Below are 18,104 nucleotides of genomic sequence, written 5' to 3' on the forward strand. Positions count from 1 at the left end.
TCGTTAATCAGTGTGCTATATGACGACCTTCAAGTGTCGTCTCCATTATCTTTTCATCGTGAACTTCATAGATTATATCACACTTTTCAATAGTGTTAAGTCTATGGGCGATTATGATCATGGTCTTGCGTCCATGGAAGCTGTTGACTGCATCCATGACTGCTGCCTCTGTTTCATTATCAAGTGCACTTGTCGCTTCATCGAATACAAGTATCTCGGGATTGTGATAAAGAGCTCTTGCGATACCGATTCTCTGTCTCTGACCGCCTGACAGTCTTACACCTCTGTCACCGATTCTGGTATCGAGGCCTTCAGGAAGTGTTTTGATGAACTCATCAAGCTGGGCTTCCTTAAGTACTTCCCAGAGTCTGTCTTCGTTGATCTTGTCAGCATCTATTCCAAATGCGATATTGTCACGAATACTCTCATCTATAAGGTAGATAGACTGAGGGATATAGCCTATCTTGGAAAGCCATGACTCATAGTTACTAAAGACGTTCCTGTCATCGCAAAGGATATCACCTGTCTGTGCATGGAGAAGTCCAAGGAGGATATCTACTATAGTAGATTTACCGGCACCGGATGATCCGATAATTCCTACTGACTTTCCTTTTGGAATTAACATATCTGCATTTGAGAAGATATTTTTGTCTGAGTCAGGATAGTGGAAGGTGATATGAGAAAGCTTTATCTCCTTATCAAGGCTAAGCTCAGGTCCTGAGATCTCTTCACGCTTTGCTCTCATCTCGCTGTTCGACTTCATTGATTCAGTAAGGTTATCAAAGACATAGTCAAGGCTGGGCTCTTCATATGCGATCTCAGCAAGATATGTATTGATACGGTTAGCAGAAGGAAGTAGTCTCATGGCAGCAACAGCAAAGGCTGACAGCTGGGGAACAAGAGTATTTATGCTTCCGCCTCTTACTATATAAACTGCTATATAGCTAAGTACTGCAGCAATGAATACTGTCTCAATAAGGAATCTCGGGGCTGCATTCATTACTGAATATCTTGTAGCAAGGCGCGCACCTATTTTACCTGATTCATAATAATTCCTGATAAAAAAGTCTTCGCGGTGGAGCACCTTTACGTCTTTAAGTCCGTAGATAGCCTGAATACGCCACTTGGCGATCCTTGACTGAATGCTCTGGTTCTTCTGACCGATGCTGTTGAGCCTTGGCTTCATGAGTCTGATGATGATAAGAGTCAGTATAAGGAATACCGCTACTATGAAAAATGTCATCTGCCAGCTGATAAATACAAGTACTGCGGCAAGACATACGGATACTACGATCTCTGTTGTAAGTGACAAAAGAGCAAGGATAAGCGCGAACATCTTAGGTATATCACTGTCTGTTATACGAAAGACTGTAGGGATATCTGCTCCCAGGTAATACTCATAGGGCCTATTCAGAAACTCTCGCATTACACGGCTTATCATATCGTTCTGGCCTGTTGCTATAAAAGAGTTCTGTCTTGAAGTCAGCACCAGAAGGTAGATATTCTTGATAACGAATATAAGGATAAGAGCTATCAGCATGAATACTATGATGCTGTTATCATCATTGAGCCCTACCATAGTCATAAGCTTATGGGTAAAGGGAACTTTCTCATTGATCTTCTCGATGGAATTATGGAGCTGTTCCGGATCCATAAGTGACTGGACTACTGTAAGGATTGAGGATACTCCGAGTGTTTCCAGAAGACCTCCAATGAGGATCATCACAGCAAGGATCAATGACTGTTCCTTCTGCTTTCTATCAAATATATGACGCAGTTTATGAAGTATACTAAGGGAAGCTGTTCCGCTTTTCTTTCTGTCTTTAGTTACGATTCCCATGAGTCAAACCTTTCAAATTAGTATCGTTTTACATATTATCCAAAATATCATCTTGGATAAGTTATCTATAGGATATATCTTAATGATCTATTATTAGATCCTGGTCATCCATGAGGCATAGATGTCCTTCATCTGTCTTGTGTTAGTCCATTTAGACGGGACTATGTTAAGACTCTTATTATCATCTGCCGCGCTCAAAAATGCTGCCCACCAGCTAAAGCTTGAATTAGCAAGTATATGATGCCTGCATTCAGACATAAGGAAGAATTCCTTAATATCACTGTCATCGCCTGTAAGGCTTACAAAGCTTACATTGTCTGTATCTTTATACTTTTCTTTGCACCAGTCTATATCATTTGAAAAAATATAAAACCTCGCATCAGGGTTCTTTTCTTTTACAAGGTCCATGGCCTTTTCATAATATTCATCAGTGCAGATCCCGCCGTAGGTTTCTTTAGAAACAGGTGTAAGATAGTCTCCTCTTCTGATGTGCATGGATACTGAGTTTGCATTTGCTATTTCTTGTCTTAGATCTGCCACGTCACTTTCGCTCATGTAACGTTCCTTGTTTTTGCAGATATCAGCTCGAAGTTCCTGTCTGACACTATCATCATTAAAATACTTTTCAGACTGGAAATAGCCGTTTAAATATATATCATCTGCCTTTAATACAGTCTCATCAAAGTTCCCATCAAGAGCTTCATAGTAGTCTTTATTCTTCCGGCCTGTAAGCTTTCTCCTGATGCGGCTTAAAGGATCCATATATGAATCCCTCATCTTCCTTATCTCTTTATCTTCTGCAAGATCATAGGATATTCCAAGCTTTGAAAGAACAGGATCACGCAGAGGATCTTCTATGAAGCCTGCATTATTATCCATCTTAACTTCCCTGCCAAGAAAAAGAAGTTCCTTATACAGTCCATACAAAAAGAGCTGGTTGCCCAGGCCTCCCTGCATCTTAATTATTATCATATGTATCCTCGTTATCTCCCTGCATTCTTAGTTCAGGTCAGATCAAAATCTCTTATCTGGATTTCCCTGCAGCTGCCTTTCTAACTTTTACAGGAATGATAAATCTGTCATTTATAGCCATAACGATAAGATATATCTTTGGTGAAAAGAGGAATATATCCATCTTCTTCTTTTCATTAGGATTAGCACCATTACTATTGAAGGCAGCATCAAAATTAGCTTTCTCACTATATATAGCATCCTTGATGCGGTTCATCTTGGACCTTTTTACATCTTTTTTATCAGGGCCGCGATAAGCCTGAGTGTAATAGATCATTAGCCTTTTATAAAAATAGTAATTGTGTGTATCTGCAAGGTCGTCTCTTCCTATTGATCTAAGGAAAGCTGTGCGCTCCTTGTAGATAGGGATAAGGTCAGTAATGATACGCTCGCTTATTCCCTGATTCATATAGCTTCCTGATCTGTCACAGATATAATTATGACTTGCATGATCAAGGAAAATAACCTTATTCGCCTTTGAAATAAGCTTTGTGGTGAACATAACATCCTCATACCATTTACTTTCATCAAAGCGATGGTCACCGAGGAAGTCTTTGCTGTAGAGTTTATTCCAGGCACAGTTCTGAATCTGTATATCATCATTTTCAAGGATATACTGTTCAAGAGCTTCCTGACCTTCCATAATGTAAGCCTTGTCAGTAGACGGATCCTCTGTTCTGTCTTCGTATACCCAGCGGTATCTTGTTATAGCTACATCTGCCTTATGCTCTCTTATGGCTGCCATAAGACGCATGTACATGTCAGGATCAACCCAGTCATCGCCATCCATAAAGCCAAGATATGTTCCTGTTGCAGCTTCGATTCCTGCATTTCTTCCGGATGCAAGTCCGCCGTTTTTCTTATGTACGACTTTTACTCTAGGGTCTTTATCCGCATACTCATCGCATATTGCAGGGCATCCATCTGTAGAGCCATCGTCTACAAGGATCACTTCTATGTTCTTATAAGTCTGAGCCAGAAGTGAATCAACGCATTTATTAAGATATTTTTCTCCGTTATAGACAGCAACTGATATGCTGATCTTATCTGTCTGATCAGCTTCAGGTATTATACCGGGAATGTATTTTTCAAGTATTTTCATATATCAAACCTTAAATATCACATCTGCGATTTAAGAAACTGCGCAGTAAGCTGTATTCCTTCTTCTAGTGACAAAAGCTCTGGATCTCCAAAATCCGCTTTATATCTGCTGATATCAAGTACATTAACAGGTACATCCACAAGCCTTGCAGGCACGCGATTAACTATTGCTTTCTTGCCCGTTATCTTCTCGATAGCCTGGATAACTTCAAGGACGCTTGTGCCCTGGCCGCTTCCAAAGTTATAAAGCTTATTGGCAGCATCATCCTCTGATATCCTGAGGATTCCCTTGATAACATCAGCTATATAGATATAGTCTCTGACTACGCTTCCGTCTCCTGCCAGTGTCAGCGGCTCATCTTTAAGGACGCGGTGAAGGAAATTGGTAACAACGCCCTGTACGCCATTAGTCCTCTGGTATGGACCGTAAGGATTGGCAAGTCTTATGATGCGATAGTCAATATCGTGGATATAGTTATAAAGGTATAATAGCTTTTCAATAGTCAGCTTCTGGATTCCGTATGATGAGATAGGAAATGCATCATCATCTTCCTTGCAAATACCTGTGTGATCCTTGCCGTAAACAGTTCCTCCTGAAGAAAGGAACACTACACGGGGACGGGATGAGATACTTGCATCAAGGAGCTTTGTTGTAGGTAATACATTGTCCGTGTACTCTGCTGCTATATTCTGATTGGAGTTAGTCGGGCAGGTAGTACTGATAAGGTGGAAAATAAGATCCTGTCCATTTACAAGATCATCAGCTATATCAGCTATCTTTGAAAAATCACCTGTTATAAACTTCGCACCGCTCTTTTCCCATCTTGCAGCACGCGTCTGTTCAAACGAAGCGTCAAAAAGGGTCAGAGAAGCGCCGCGGGATATAAGTTCATCGGTAAGATTTGTTCCGATAAAACCACCGGCTCCAAGTATCAATATTTTTTTATTACTGTAATAGTTATCTGCCATTCGGCTTTGTATTCTCCGGGTATCATAGTTTTGTTATTAGAGGTATATAAGGGCCTGCAACCTCAAAAAACGCAGACCTCCCCTTATAGCCTTTAACATTATATCCTAACCAATAAAAAAAGTCGAATAATGTGCTATACTGATTCTATGAATCAGGAAAATACTAAGAAAACAAAACATATAGCTTTATATATCGGCTCTCTTTCTAAGGGCGGCGCTGAAAGAGTATTCGTAAATCTTGCAGAGTATTTTGCAAAAAGAGGATACAGGGTCAGCTTCGTTACCATCTTCAGATCACCTAATGAATATGATCTTTGCGGAAAGCAGGCTCCAAAAACGGGAGATGAAAGCCTTATTCCGGGAACAGATATTAGATATGTTCCTATGAACGGCGCTGCGGAAAATGCATTTATTAATACGCTTGACGGATCAGGATCCAATAAGGAAATTGCAGGTAATGAAGATATCTGGAAAGGGTCTGTAACAAGATACTATTCCGATATAAACGATAATGCTGCTCTTGAGATCTCTACTTCAGGAGGATCCAGAGTATCAGATTTTATAAAACGCTGTAATAAGCTTCGCCGTATCTGGAAGACCTTAAAGCCTGATCTTATTCTTTCCTGTAACGGCAAAAACAATCTCATGGCTCTTGCTTCTGCCAACGGGCTTTCTATTCCTGTTGCAGCATATGTTATCGCAATGCCCGAACTCGAATACCCGGGACGTGCAATGGGCATGGGAGTTAAGCTCCTTTTCCCAAAGGCAAAGGGTGTTATATTGCAGACTGAAAGGAGCCGTTCTTTCTTCCCTGAATCTGTTCAGAAGAAAGCTAAGATCCTTCACAATATGGTCCGCGATGAGTATTTAAATGGTGATGTACCTGATTATGATTCAAGACAAAAGCTGATACTTGCTGTTGGAAGAGTTGATGATAATAAGCGTCACGACCTTATGATCCGCGCTTTTGCAAGGATAAGCAAGGACTTCCCTGACTACAGTCTCCTTATATGCGGCGATGGTCCTGACAGGCAGAAGATGCTTGACCTTGCTGCAAAGCTTAATGTAGGCGATAAGGTATCTATGCCGGGTGTCGTTACCGACATAAGAAGTCAGCTGTGCAAAGCCTCTTTATTCCTGCACACTTCTGATACTGAGGGTATGCCCAATGCTCTTCTTGAAGCTATGTGTACAGGTCTTGCCTGCATAGCTACAGACTGTCCCTGCGGCGGTCCTGCAATGCTTATAGATAATCATAAAAATGGAATCCTCATTCCTGTTGGAGATGAAGATTCCCTTGTACGTGAAATGACTGATGTTCTTAAGGATACTGAATATGCAAAGTCGTTAGGAGATAACGCTCTAAAGATAAGAGATGAATATTCCGCTACTAATGTATTTAAAGAATGGGAACGCTACGTTGAAGCGCTCATGGAGTGAATTATTACTCCATGAGCTCTTTTTATCTTATCTGATTTATCTAATCTGATTTATCTAATCTGATTTATCTTAATCAGATTTATCTTGTCTGATCTTTTCTTATCTGATCAGATCCCAGCTAAGAGGTGTTCCTTTTTCGATATCATTAACTGCTGTCATACCAAGTACTTCTTCGTAATGCTTGGTATGCATTCCGTTACCAGGTCTTATGGATCTTACATTTTCTGTAGTGATCTGTTCTCCTGCCTTTATATCCTTGACTACAAATAAAGATCTGCTAAGGTGCCTTTCTGCAGCCTGCTTGTCTGAAAGCTCATATTCTTTTTGGCCAAGAGCCTGTTCCATTATCCTGACGTTTCTGACCATTTCAGCAAATTCTTTTGGCTCCATTGAGAATGCATCATCTACTCCGCCTGCTTTTCTGTCAAGGGTAAGGTGCTTCTCTATCATCTTGCCGCCAAGGGCTACACTTCCGGTTGCAACTACGCTTCCAAGTGTGTGATCAGAAAGTCCCACAAGGCAGTCGTATTTTTCAGCAAGATCCTCCATCATACGAAGGTTGACCATATCGTATGGAGTAGGATATGCGCTTACACACTTAAGTAAGATAATATTCTCGTTTTGCTCTTCAAGACAGGTATCAAGTGCAAGTCTGATATCTTCTTCATAAGCTATGCCTGTTGCAAAGATGATGGGCTTATGGAGTCTTGCAACTTTCCTTATAAGAGGAATATCGTTGATCTCAAAGCTGGCTATCTTGTAGGCAGGAACGTTGAGATTCTCCAGATAATCGACAGCTGTGGGATCAAAGGGTGAAGAAAAGCATTCAAGGCCAAGCTTATTGGCTTCCTTTATAAGGCCCTCATGCCACTCCCATGGGGTGTATGCTTCCTTATAAAGATCATAGAGAGTTCTTCCTTCCCAAAGGCTTCCAGCTGATGTCATAAACCATGGCTTATTACAATCTATTGTAATAGTATCAGCTGTGTAGGTCTGAAGCTTTACAGCATCAGCTCCGGCCTCAGCAGCTGCATGAATGATCTCTACAGCCCTGTTGTAATCACCATTATGATTGCCGGAAAGTTCTGCAACGATGAATGTCTTATCATTACTACCTACAGCTTTATTTCCGATCTTGAAGCATTTTTTGAACATATCTGTCACCATTCCTATTTGTCTACTAAATCGATTTTTATATGATATGCGTTTTAGTTATCTACATCCGAGAGATCATATATTCTTTATAAAGCAGTTTACATCTCCTGCGGACATTTTCACATAATCATTATTCTCAAAGCACTTTGCTGATGCAAGGTTTTGACCTATCACAAAGCCGACTAATGACTTTACATCCGTCTTTTTAAATTCTTCTTCCATGAGACTTAAACATTTAGTGCCATAACCTTTACCGCGCCTTCCTGGTGCGATCATATAGCTAACTTCACCGACGTCTTTTATAACATCGACTCTTACGCAGCCTGCAGGTCCTTCTTCGTCTTCAAGAATAAAAAAATGGCAGGACTTATCAGACAGCTTATTCTTGAACCACCTGATATGGTTTTCCTCTGCTATTATTTCATGATCAAAGGAATTCATTCTTGTGGTTTCGTCGTTTCTCCATTCTAAGATGGAGAGAGCATCCTCTATACAAGCTTTTCTTATATGCATAAGATCTCCTTGAAATCATAGATTCAAAAACACAGTAATAAAGCCAGTTCCGCTTGTCTTCACAATAGAACTTTATCTATTGGATTATAATCCAATACTTTCGAGCCACTGCTGGAACATGAGAATGTACCATATCTGCAAACGCCACTCTCCTTTGGTTACGAAATCATTCCAAAGCTTTGTAACTTCATTTTCATTAAGGAAGCCCTGACGTTTGATCTTTGAAGGATCAATAAGGCTTTCAGCCCATTCCCTAAGCTGGGGCTCAAGGAGCCATTTCATAATAGGAATTGAAAAACCTTTTTTAGGTCTGTCCATAAGTTCTTTAGGAACATAGCGGTAAAGTATGTTTCTAAGGACCTTTTTGCCTACCTTCTCATCTCGCAGGTAGTCTATAGGTAGTGTCCATGCAAACTCAACAACATCCTTATCAAGGAAAGGAACTCTGGTTTCAAGGGATACTGCCATGGCAGTTCTGTCAACCTTAACAAGAATATCATCAGGATGATACAGGTTCATATCAAGGAGCATGATGTTATGATTGACTTCATCAAGGTAACTTCCCTGTGTATTACCTGCATACAGGACTGCTTTAGAATAACGATCACGGCAAGCCTCTCTACCAATGATCGGAATCCTTCTGCCATATCCATACGGATCCTGCTCGATCATATGAAGGCCTGCAGAGTCAGATGCTTTTAAAAGTGCTGCTCTTACAGCGTTATCTCCTTGGGCTATAGAAGAAAGTAAAGCTCCTGATGCCCTGCGGACAGGATAAGGAATCTTACCTGTTTTATTCCAGATCCTTTCTATAGATCTATAGGAAGTGTAACCGCAGAAGAGCTCATCGCCTGCATCTCCTGAAAGGGATACTGTCACGTGCTGACGGGTCATCTTACTTACAAGGTAAGTAGGAATCTGGCTGCTGTCTGCAAAGGGTTCTCCAAACATATCTGCAAGCTTGGGGATAACAGCCTTGGCATCGCTGTCATCTATGTACATCTCTGTATGTTCTGTTCCGAGGATACCTGCAATCTCTCCTGCTATATCAGCTTCATTAAAGCCTTCCTCATGCATTCCGATGGTGAAGGTCTTAACTCTCCCAGGTGCTATCTGCTGCATAAGAGATACTATAGTACTTGAATCTATACCGGCAGAAAGGAATGCTCCAAGCGGAACATCCGATATCATCTGGCCTTTAATGGACTCTTTGATAAGTCTTTCAAGCTCATCTGCAGCTTCCTGCTCTGATCCTGTAAAAAGATTGTTCTGGCCTTTATCTGCGGCTTCTTTCATGGACCAGTAAATGGTATAAACATGGCCGTTTTCGCTGCAAAGGTCACCTGTGTTTTTTTCCACTTCTTTAGAGGATGAAGCATTAAGATAATCGGATGAGTTAAAGCAAAAACCTGCCTTGCCGTTTTTATAATACTGGGCGAAGTCACCGTCTGACACCGGATCAAAGTAGGCATAAGGATCATCGATCGTAAGGATCGTTCCGGGCATGAGCTTATAAGCATCTTCATAGATGCTGTAAGGAGCAGGAATATATCCGTGTGAAAAATAAAGCGGAAGGACTGCTCTGTTTACCTTTTTCTCAAATTCAGAAATGCAGGTAAAGCATCCTATGTCAGAAGCAAAAGCAAAACTGTCATGTCCGACAAAGCCGTAATATAAAGGCTTTTCTCCAACTCTGTCTCTTGCAAGCTGAAGTCTTCCTGTAACTGTATCATAGACAGCTATAGCAAACATTCCTTTGCATACTGACAGTGTTTCATATAAGCCGTAAGCTTCGATACCTTCCAAAAGGATCTCCGTATCTGAAGTACCTCTGAAATCTGAATCTTTGCAAAAAGATTCTTTGATAAGACGGTCTTTAAGAAGTGATGCGTTATAGATCTCTCCGTTATAGACCATCATATAGCGGCCGGAATGGGATCTCATGGGCTGGGCACCGTTCGAAGAAAGGTCACGTATCGCTAATCTCCGATGACCAAGTGCAATCTTAGAATCAGGGCTTATCCAGATGCCATCTGCATCCGGTCCCCTGTCTTTCATATGTTCATTCATGCCTGCTATTACTGCACGAACATTGCCTTTGTAATTAATCAGTCCTGAAATTCCGCACATATTCTACGTCCTGTTATCTATAAATCATACTCGTGAAATGCTATACGATCGATCAATCATAATCCAAAGTACTGATACCACTGCTGGAATACGAAGAAGCTCCATGCTATGCCAGAATAATTTCTTCCTGAAGCTCTACCTCCATCTCCATTTGTGAGGTAATCGCCAATGAACTTATTGACATATGCAGGATCAAATAAGCCCTGCTTCTTAAGGTAATCTGAGCTCGCGTAGCTAAGGAGCTTCTCTTTCAAAGGTCCTCTCATCCACTTATCAAGCGGTACACCGAAACCAACCTTAGGTCTGTCAAGAAGATCACGTGGGATATAATCATATGCTATATCCTTAAGGATATGCTTCTTATCTCCCTTAAAATATTTATACTCGTGAGGGATCCTGAAAGAATACTCCATTACTGCTGTGTCCATTATAGGGCATCTGTTCTCAAGAGAATACTTCATGGATGCTCTGTCCATCTTGCAAAGGATGTCTCCCGGAAGGTATGTATCCATATCAAGGAGCATTCTCTTTATCTGCCAGTTACTTCCCGGATAGGAAGATTCAACAGGATATTTACAAGGAAGGCCTTCTTCGTTATTCATAAAAGCCATGGCTGCTCTTACATATCCTTCTGATGAGAGCTGGCTCTTGGTTTCCTTGTTGTGATTTTCTGCAATAACTCTGACTTTAAATGGATACTTATCAAGAAGCTTAGTGCCGGATCCCAAAGGTATCTGGCCTACTCCATATGCTATATTGCCAAGAAGATCCAGCTTTCTTGCAAGTGCAAGATCTGCGTAGATATTGTATCCGCAGAAAAACTCATCGCCGCCGTCTCCTGACAAGGCTACTGTTACCTTCTGTCTTGCAAGCTTTGACACCAGCATTGAAGGAATCTGTGATGAATCAGCAAAGGGTTCATCATAGTACTTTGCCATATCTTCGATCTGATCAAACATCTCTTTTTCATCGATATAGAGTTCTGTATGATCAGTGCCAAGATGCGCTGCTACTGCCTTAGCAAACTCGGCTTCATTATAGTTCTTTTCATTAAAGCCTATGGAAAAAGTCTTTACAGGTTCAGTTGAATTGTCCTGAGCAAGAGCTGTTATAAGGCTTGAATCAAAGCCGCCTGAAAGAAATGTTCCAAGAGGAACATCTGCTATCATTCTGTCAGCTACGGCCTTTTTAAGAAGGTCTTTGAGTTCTGACTTGGCCTGGTCATAGCTTGTTACAGGGTTCTTACTGTTCTCCTCATAAGCTTTTCGTATATCCCAGTATTTCCAGATCTGTCTCTTTCCTTTTGAAAACTTAAGAACAGCACCGGGCTCTAATTTATATACATCTTCAAATATACTGTCAGGAGCATTTATATACTGCTGGTAAAGGTATCTTGAAATAACTTCACGTCTTATCTTTCCTTCAAAGCCGGGGCATTTCATGATAGGCTTAAGCTCTGAAGCATATACAAGGTTGTCTCCATCTACCCAGTAATAAAGAGGCTTTTTGCCTATTCTGTCTCTTATGAGATAAAAATCTTCTGTCTCTCTGTCATAAAGGGCGATGGCAAACATGCCATGGATATGGTCTGTAAACTGTATACCCCATTTAAGATATGCTGCTATTATTACTTCAGTATCGCAGGTTGATTTAAAGGGATAACCTGTAAGCTCTTTTTTGAGCTCAAGAAAGTTATATATTTCGCCGTTGAATACGACTGTTACTCTCTTATCTGCGGAGTGCATGGGCTGATGACCAAGGGGAGACAGGTCGACAATGGACAGCCTTCGCTGAGCCATACCGATACTGTATCCGTCAGGACCATCGTATATCTCTACTCCATTATCATTGGGGCCACGATGTATCATCGTATCGTTCATGATACGAAGCTCATCTTCACTTATTCTTTTTCTTGATAAATATCCGCAAATTCCGCACATGATGTCATTCCTCTACTTCCGGTTCGTACCAGTTCTCGTCAGCTATCGTCTGCTTAATAGTCTCTGTGGCTTTGGCATATTCTTCCTGCCAGAGCTTATAGGCATCTTCCCATGAGCTAAAGCTTGAATCAAGTCTGTGATCATCTATGAACTGATAGTTAGTTACAAGGTATTCTTCCAGATAATCTGTAACCTTGACTGCGCCAAGAGCATTAGTATGGTTACCGTAGTCACGGAAGTCTGTTTCATAATCAATGCCTATCTCATCATAATACTCGTTCATGTTAAGGAAGTTATAGCCATAGGACTCGATTATAGCCTCCATATAGTTATACTTCTTCTGACTGTCTTCTGTCATAAGTTCAGGAAGTACTATAAAAAGTCCCTGAAGATCATTGGCCGAAAGATAGTCAAGGAGATCGCGAAGGGCTTTCTCCTGCTTGTCCTGAATAGGTCTTTTTCCTGTGATATCAGTTGTATCAACAGGCTGAGTCGGTCCAACCTGGTCGTAAACCACATACCCCTTAAGGTCATCCGGGTATTCGTAATTAAAATCTCTAAGCTGAGACCACATGAAAAGTGTCTTCCAGTTAGAATGATACTTGAATATGTCAAAATAGTAGGTGAGTCTTTCGCTCTTATCATCTACCATTGCATTGATCGTATCTATTCTGTTCATGGAATACTTCATGTTGTCTGTTACTTCTCTTGTATGAGCCATATTGCCGATTATATCTTCGTCATTGGCTGTATACATTCTCATCTCAAAGATATAGAGCTTTGGAGACTGGGTCTTCTCGGCCTCTTTGACAAGGTACATGCCAGCAACAGGACGCTGCATATTACTTGACAAAGGATATACAGTAATACCTGTATCTTCATAGATCTTGGGTGTGACAATAGCAGGATAGACAGGACTTGAACCTATCACAACAGCATCGATAGTGTTGTCCGGCTCAGCATAGAATCCTGTAAACCTGTCTTTTACATCACCATTAGTTCTTAATACGTAGGTGACAGACCTTATGAGAAATATGAATATGACGGCAAATACTGCCGCTTTTAAAATCTGCTTTTTACTCATAATCTTAATCAAAAGCCCTCGTAAATAAATTCAGCCGCGCTATATCCGGGGCCATATTCTCCAAGGAGTATAACATACATGATAAGTGCAATCCAAATAGCCCAGCGAAGGACAATAGGCTTTGAAGCTATAAGCTGTCTTACGCTCTTTGGTCCTGCGTATTCTCTGTCCTCTTCTGCCTTTAGATCCATTCTGTACTGAAGAACTGACACGACTATCAGTACTGCTATAGATACGAATGCAACTGTCATCTCTATAAAATCAAGTCCCAGGTCGAATATATGACCATTAAAAAGTTCTGCAATATTAAAGGTGCTTACGCCTGCTGCAAGAAGCTTTAAGGCATGGCCTGTTGAGTCTGCCCTGAAGAATACGAATCCAATATTTACAAGGAAAAATGTTCTTACAACTCTGAATGCATTTGCAGCCTTACCTTCCATATTTATATGGAGCTTATCTTTAAAAAGCCAGGTAAAGAAAGGAAGGGTTGCTTCTCCAATAACTATATAAGCCCAGTGAAGTATACCTGAACCTATTACATATTTAAGATCTCCGCCATGCCAAAGGCCGACAGCTGTCCAGAGGATCAGCATTGCAAGCCAGGTATTAAGCTGCTTGCCAAGTTTTTTGCCAAACTTCTTTTTAAAGGACTTGGCCTGATTCATGAAGAACTTGGTTCTAAGGAGAGGATAAAAGAGGTTGTCCTTCATCCAGATTCCAAGAGTTGCATGCCAGCGTCTCCAGTACTCGGAAATATTCTTTGCAAGGAATGGAGTCCTGAAGTTTTCAGGCATTACAAGTCCAAAGGTTTCTGAAAGACCTATTACGATATCCATACAGCCTGAAAAGTTAGTATAGAGCTGAAAAGCAAAGCAGGCTGTTGCAAACCAGACATATACTCCTGTATAGCCTGAGTCCTGTGCATAGACTGTACTTACAACCTTGCCGAGTCTCTGGGATATAACAAGCTCTTTGAAAAAGCCCCAGAGCATTCTCTGCATACCAAATGTTATATTCTCATAGCAAAGCTCGTGTCTTTCAAAAAACTGCTTTCCACCTTCTCTTAGCTTCACGATAGGACCGGAAGTCATAAGAGGGAAGTACATTCCATAGAGGCAGGTCTTTAAAAGACTTGTCTGAGGTTCGCAGATTCCGTTATATACATCGATAAAGTATCCAAGGAGCATGAAGGTGTAGAAGGATAGTCCAAGTGGTACAGCCAGACTTATGGAATCGGCATATACGAATCGTATATATTTAAGACCTGCAAGGATTCCAAGAAGTATGAGAAGTTCAAGAATTAGAACAGCCCTTCTTGCAGCTGATTTTTTCTTATCAAGTCTTGTCAGTGCCATGACAAGCGCCCATGTAACAAAGGACGCAAAAAAAGGGTACAGAAGAAGTTTCCCGCCTTCAGCCATGTAGTAATAACCTACGCTGGCTGCAAGCAGTACAACCCACTGTCCCCTGCCTTTGAATATTACAGGTACAATATAATACAGTATAAGAACTGCAGCATAAAAGCACAGAAAGTAGAAAGATGTAAGTTCCATAAAAATCAGGTTGCCCTTTCAAGTAGTTCAACAATGCCTGCTGCTGTGTTGATCATAAATACAACCCTGCCATTTTCTATACAGGGTGCTTTTTCAGGGCTCTGGAAAATAGTATAGCCCTTATTCTCAAGTTCTTTAGTTGCCTCTTCAAGATCCTCAACTTCATAGCAGAAGTGATAGGGTGTATTCTTATATCTTGAAAGAAGTGGATACATAGGTGATTCCTTGTCAGAGGGCTGGATGAGTTCTACTCTGTAGCCTCCGCTTGTAAGGAACTCTATATATATTTTTCTTATATCATCGAAGGCTTTCTCCTGCTCTATGGAGTATCCAAGCTCAAGGAACTTAGCTCTTGATTTCTCAAGATTCTTGCACAGATAGCCAACGTGATGAACATTAAATGTTGTCATAAAAGTACCATTCTTATTAAAGCTGTGACATGATGATGTTGACCATCTCACCAACATTCTTCATAGAAACGATCTGACCCATATCAAACTTAACGCCAAATTCCTGCTCAACAGCATTTACAAGGTTGATGTGCTCAAGTGAATCCCATCCGTCGATGTCATTAGATGTTGTTTCATCGTTTACAGTAATATCTTCCTCATCAAAAACGTCACGGAATACTTCGTTAAGGCGCTCAAATACTTCTTCTCTTGTCATATCTATAATCTCCTGTTTTTACCACAAAAATATATGTTATTTTACTTCAAGTCATTATCAAGGGCAATATATCTGTTTTTGTTTTCATATCCTGATGATATATCAAGTTTCCACACTGTATTGCCATCAGCATCTTCTTTTATTTTATCAAAGCCCTGCAAGGAATAAAATTCTTTGACCATCTTGTTCTTGGTTGTTGGATAATAGTAGCCGATGATCGTATCTATACCGCGCTTTTGGCATTCATCTGCAAGAGCATCCATCATGGCAAATTCCATATCGCGTTTTAATACACGGCAGCTCATAAGCCAAAGGTCTATATGACACTCCTTTTCCTCCTGATGACCCATAACAAGAGAGACTATTCCGTTATCTCCGAATTTATCCATAAGGCGGCCATATAGGGTTATGTTAGAATCATCAGCTGCTGCCTTTGCAATCTCTTCCTGAGTAAAGCGTTTTGTAGTCAGGTTGAACTGATTGCTCTTATTAGTAAGCTGGGCAATCCTTGCCATATAAAGATCTTCAAAGGGCTTTATGACAGCCTTCATATCAAGAGATGTCAGATACTGTCCGTAGTCCTGAAAACTCTCTTCAAGCTTTTCGCGTTCACGATTAGCTTTGTACATATCGTTACGCTTCTTATCATCCTCAGACAGATTTGTAACTTCAAAAAATCCGGAGTGATCAATAACTCTTATATAATCTTCAGGCTTTCCGATCTCAGGTGCCGGAGCGCCTGTAACCTGCTGCTTTATGATCTCTCTTTCTGCAGGGTTATCATCAACAAAGACCATGGACTCCGGAAGGATATTCATGCTTTTTGCAATAGCCTTGAAGTTCTCACTCTTGGGTTCCCAGTTGGCTTTGATGTATATGAAGTCATCCGGTTTAAGAACTCCGTCAGGATGATTTAAACCTGCGATAGCATTCTCTTCATCATTCTTGGAATCGACATTGAGCATAACGCCGATATCCTTCTGAGCTTTAAGGTAGGTCTGGATCTCAGAATATACCTGGCCAAGGTTAGTTTCCTGTCCGATCTCGATACCGTCAACCCCGTCGTCTCCGACAACTCCGCCCCACAGCGTGTTATCAAGGTCAAGGACAAGCGCTTTTTTGTTCTTACCATAAACTGACTTAATGATATTGGCAACATTAAAAGCCAGATACGGAATAGCCGGAACGCATAAGCTGTACTTGTACATGTGCCAGTAAAGAGGATCAGACCAGGCATCAAGGCCGTAGCAGGATGAAAGATAATTTATATCATTTATATAAAAGCCTTCATGAGAAGCCGCATATTCACAGAACTTCGTATTAAGTGCATTGATAAAATTAAGGCGACCATGTATATCAAAAACATCACGGTTACCTAAAAGCCTGTAAAAAGGAGATTCAAAATTGTTCTGTATTATCGGGCAGTTAAAAGTAGCCGCAAGCTTATCCCACATAACTGTAAAGTGTGAGTATTCACGGCTAAGCTTATCCTCTACCTGCGCTTTATCATCTGACATTACCGGATAATCTGTAATATTCCTGTTTGATGTATGAACATATATCATGTCAGGAGCAAAAGAAATAAGCTCATCTGAAGGGAACATTGCATCCTGCCAGTACTGTCCATACTCTGACTCGTAAAACTCAGGTTCGATGCCATTATCAAGAAGGAAAAGCTCCATAATACGGATTATGTCATGAGTGGTTGAACCACCCAGAACTGCGATCTTCTTGTGAATACGGGATGAAGCATCTTCAAGGAGCTGCTTTTTTATTCTCTTTGATCTTTTCAGTATATATGCTGAATCAAAAGGGTATTCTAATTCTTTCAAATCTGCCTCTTTTTACAAAACATGTTTTTATAGGTCTTAAATAACATCTCTAAAATTCCGCGATTTATCTAACATGTTTGATCTCAAACTTATCACGAAACTCTGCAAAGTCCTTGCACTCATTATCTATTGAATCGATCATCTCATCATACTTCTCATCAATAAGAGTTCTGTAATTATTGAAATTATCGTATCCTTCTTTGGTCCAACCAAATGGGTGAACAAGGATCTGTACTTTCTTATTGTTCAGGATACTCTCTTCATCAGGATATCCGTATCTCCAGATGTGGTTGGCATCTGACATGTACTTAACATCAAGCTTTGCACCTTCTGCTGCTTTAGGATCAAAAGAGAAGAACTCATCCTGATATGCATTGATAATGCCAGGAAGCTTGATATTCTCTGCAAGTACAGCAGGCGATGGTCTGTGGATAGAGAAAGTTGTGATCTCAAAGCCAAGCATGTTGCTAAGCATATCTATCTCCTGCTTTATTCTGTCTCTGATAAGGTTCATGTCTGTCATGCCGTTAAGAGCGAAGTGAAGTCCTATCTCCTGACCTCTTTCGTGCATATCAGTAAGGATATCCCTGTTCTTTCTTGAGAGAATATTGTATGAATTATTGGTCCACTGAAAAAAGAATGTTGACCTGAAATCCATACTTTCTTCAACCTTTGAAAGTTTGTATGCTCTTTCTACAGAATATTCAACGTCATGACGCATGATAATGAAGTCATCTTTGTTAAGAGCTTCCTGATATGTTGCCTGACGGCCTGACTCTTTAATTATCTTGATTATTTTTTTGTAATCATCGTATGAAAACATCTCTAATTCCTCTCAGAAAATTGTCCTGTTTATATTTATAAAAGATG

At 40.6% G+C, this 18,104-nt stretch carries 15 protein-coding genes; 1 reads left to right on the plus strand and 14 read right to left on the minus strand.

Translation table 11 applies throughout. From position 1 onward, the window contains the following. Positions 1-7 precede the first annotated feature (7 nt). The 4 genes from WAA20_RS17930 to WAA20_RS17945 form a co-directional block, all read right to left on the minus strand. Positions 8-1,840, minus strand: a complete 1,833-nt coding sequence (locus tag WAA20_RS17930; RefSeq protein WP_073386489.1) for an ABC transporter ATP-binding protein — start codon at positions 1,838-1,840, stop codon at positions 8-10. Between the two features lie 93 nt (positions 1,841-1,933). After that, positions 1,934-2,812: an alpha-1,2-fucosyltransferase gene (locus tag WAA20_RS17935; protein ID WP_073386491.1), complete on the minus strand. Its 879-nt coding sequence runs from the start codon at positions 2,810-2,812 to the stop codon at positions 1,934-1,936. Between the two features lie 52 nt (positions 2,813-2,864). Further along, positions 2,865-3,953 carry a glycosyltransferase gene (locus tag WAA20_RS17940; RefSeq protein ID WP_073386496.1) on the minus strand — a complete coding sequence of 363 codons (1,089 nt, stop codon included), beginning with the start codon at positions 3,951-3,953 and terminating at the stop codon, positions 2,865-2,867. A gap of 17 nt (positions 3,954-3,970) precedes the next feature. After that, complete coding sequence (locus WAA20_RS17945) at positions 3,971-4,921, minus strand: NAD-dependent epimerase/dehydratase family protein (protein WP_073386498.1); 951 nt, start codon at positions 4,919-4,921, stop codon at positions 3,971-3,973. A gap of 147 nt (positions 4,922-5,068) precedes the next feature. On the opposite strand from WAA20_RS17945, the gene WAA20_RS17950 reads away from it, so the two are divergent. Further along, positions 5,069-6,361, plus strand: a complete 1,293-nt coding sequence (locus WAA20_RS17950) for a glycosyltransferase (RefSeq protein WP_139263672.1) — start codon at positions 5,069-5,071, stop codon at positions 6,359-6,361. 99 nt (positions 6,362-6,460) lie between these two features. On the opposite strand, the gene pseI is transcribed toward WAA20_RS17950, so the two are convergent. From pseI to WAA20_RS18000, 10 genes are all read right to left on the minus strand, one after another. Next, entirely contained in the window at positions 6,461-7,516 is a 1,056-nt protein-coding gene (gene pseI, locus WAA20_RS17955; RefSeq protein WP_073386646.1) for a pseudaminic acid synthase, read from the minus strand. Positions 7,517-7,591: 75 nt separating this feature from the next. Further along, entirely contained in the window at positions 7,592-8,029 is a 438-nt protein-coding gene (locus WAA20_RS17960; RefSeq protein ID WP_073386501.1) for a GNAT family N-acetyltransferase, read from the minus strand. 84 nt (positions 8,030-8,113) lie between these two features. Further along, positions 8,114-10,159: an asparagine synthase-related protein gene (locus WAA20_RS17965; protein WP_073386503.1), complete on the minus strand. Its 2,046-nt coding sequence runs from the start codon at positions 10,157-10,159 to the stop codon at positions 8,114-8,116. 56 nt (positions 10,160-10,215) lie between these two features. Next, positions 10,216-12,099, minus strand: a complete 1,884-nt coding sequence (gene asnB, locus WAA20_RS17970; RefSeq protein WP_073386504.1) for an asparagine synthase (glutamine-hydrolyzing) — start codon at positions 12,097-12,099, stop codon at positions 10,216-10,218. Positions 12,100-12,103: 4 nt separating this feature from the next. After that, positions 12,104-13,195 carry an SGNH/GDSL hydrolase family protein gene (locus WAA20_RS17975; RefSeq protein ID WP_242951156.1) on the minus strand — a complete coding sequence of 364 codons (1,092 nt, stop codon included), beginning with the start codon at positions 13,193-13,195 and terminating at the stop codon, positions 12,104-12,106. Then, on the minus strand, positions 13,192-14,736 hold the full coding sequence (locus WAA20_RS17980; protein WP_073386506.1) for an MBOAT family O-acyltransferase: 1,545 nt from the start codon (positions 14,734-14,736) through the stop codon (positions 13,192-13,194). The genes WAA20_RS17975 and WAA20_RS17980 overlap by 4 nt, the downstream gene beginning before the upstream one ends. A 5-nt stretch (positions 14,737-14,741) precedes the next feature. Further along, positions 14,742-15,146, minus strand: coding sequence for a VOC family protein (locus WAA20_RS17985; RefSeq protein ID WP_073386507.1), 405 nt, complete (start codon positions 15,144-15,146; stop codon positions 14,742-14,744). Positions 15,147-15,162: 16 nt separating this feature from the next. After that, on the minus strand, positions 15,163-15,402 hold the full coding sequence (locus WAA20_RS17990; protein ID WP_073386517.1) for an acyl carrier protein: 240 nt from the start codon (positions 15,400-15,402) through the stop codon (positions 15,163-15,165). Positions 15,403-15,443: 41 nt separating this feature from the next. Beyond that, positions 15,444-17,234, minus strand: a complete 1,791-nt coding sequence (locus WAA20_RS17995) for an HAD family hydrolase (protein WP_073386518.1) — start codon at positions 17,232-17,234, stop codon at positions 15,444-15,446. A gap of 64 nt (positions 17,235-17,298) precedes the next feature. Further along, a complete protein-coding gene (locus WAA20_RS18000; RefSeq protein ID WP_073386519.1) occupies positions 17,299-18,057 on the minus strand; it encodes a hypothetical protein in 759 nt (252 codons plus the stop codon). Positions 18,058-18,104: the final 47 nt, after the last annotated feature.

Source organism: Butyrivibrio fibrisolvens (assembly GCF_037113525.1).
Taxonomy (GTDB): domain Bacteria; phylum Bacillota; class Clostridia; order Lachnospirales; family Lachnospiraceae; genus Butyrivibrio; species Butyrivibrio fibrisolvens.

What these genes read in the sequence shown, in the direction of transcription:
- WAA20_RS17960 (WP_073386501.1), bottom strand. Translation starts at nt 8,029, where the DNA reads ATGCATATAAGAAAAGCTTGTATAGAGGATGCTCTCTCCATCTTAGAA.
- asnB (WP_073386504.1), bottom strand. Translation starts at nt 12,099, where the DNA reads ATGTGCGGAATTTGCGGATATTTATCAAGAAAAAGAATAAGTGAAGAT.
- WAA20_RS17950 (WP_139263672.1), top strand. Translation starts at nt 5,069, where the DNA reads ATGAATCAGGAAAATACTAAGAAAACAAAACATATAGCTTTATATATC.
- WAA20_RS17965 (WP_073386503.1), bottom strand. Translation starts at nt 10,159, where the DNA reads ATGTGCGGAATTTCAGGACTGATTAATTACAAAGGCAATGTTCGTGCA.
- WAA20_RS17940 (WP_073386496.1), bottom strand. Translation starts at nt 3,953, where the DNA reads ATGAAAATACTTGAAAAATACATTCCCGGTATAATACCTGAAGCTGAT.
- pseI (WP_073386646.1), bottom strand. Translation starts at nt 7,516, where the DNA reads ATGTTCAAAAAATGCTTCAAGATCGGAAATAAAGCTGTAGGTAGTAAT.
- WAA20_RS17985 (WP_073386507.1), bottom strand. Translation starts at nt 15,146, where the DNA reads ATGACAACATTTAATGTTCATCACGTTGGCTATCTGTGCAAGAATCTT.
- WAA20_RS18000 (WP_073386519.1), bottom strand. Translation starts at nt 18,057, where the DNA reads ATGTTTTCATACGATGATTACAAAAAAATAATCAAGATAATTAAAGAG.
- WAA20_RS17990 (WP_073386517.1), bottom strand. Translation starts at nt 15,402, where the DNA reads ATGACAAGAGAAGAAGTATTTGAGCGCCTTAACGAAGTATTCCGTGAC.
- WAA20_RS17935 (WP_073386491.1), bottom strand. Translation starts at nt 2,812, where the DNA reads ATGATAATAATTAAGATGCAGGGAGGCCTGGGCAACCAGCTCTTTTTG.
- WAA20_RS17980 (WP_073386506.1), bottom strand. Translation starts at nt 14,736, where the DNA reads ATGGAACTTACATCTTTCTACTTTCTGTGCTTTTATGCTGCAGTTCTT.
- WAA20_RS17930 (WP_073386489.1), bottom strand. Translation starts at nt 1,840, where the DNA reads ATGGGAATCGTAACTAAAGACAGAAAGAAAAGCGGAACAGCTTCCCTT.
- WAA20_RS17945 (WP_073386498.1), bottom strand. Translation starts at nt 4,921, where the DNA reads ATGGCAGATAACTATTACAGTAATAAAAAAATATTGATACTTGGAGCC.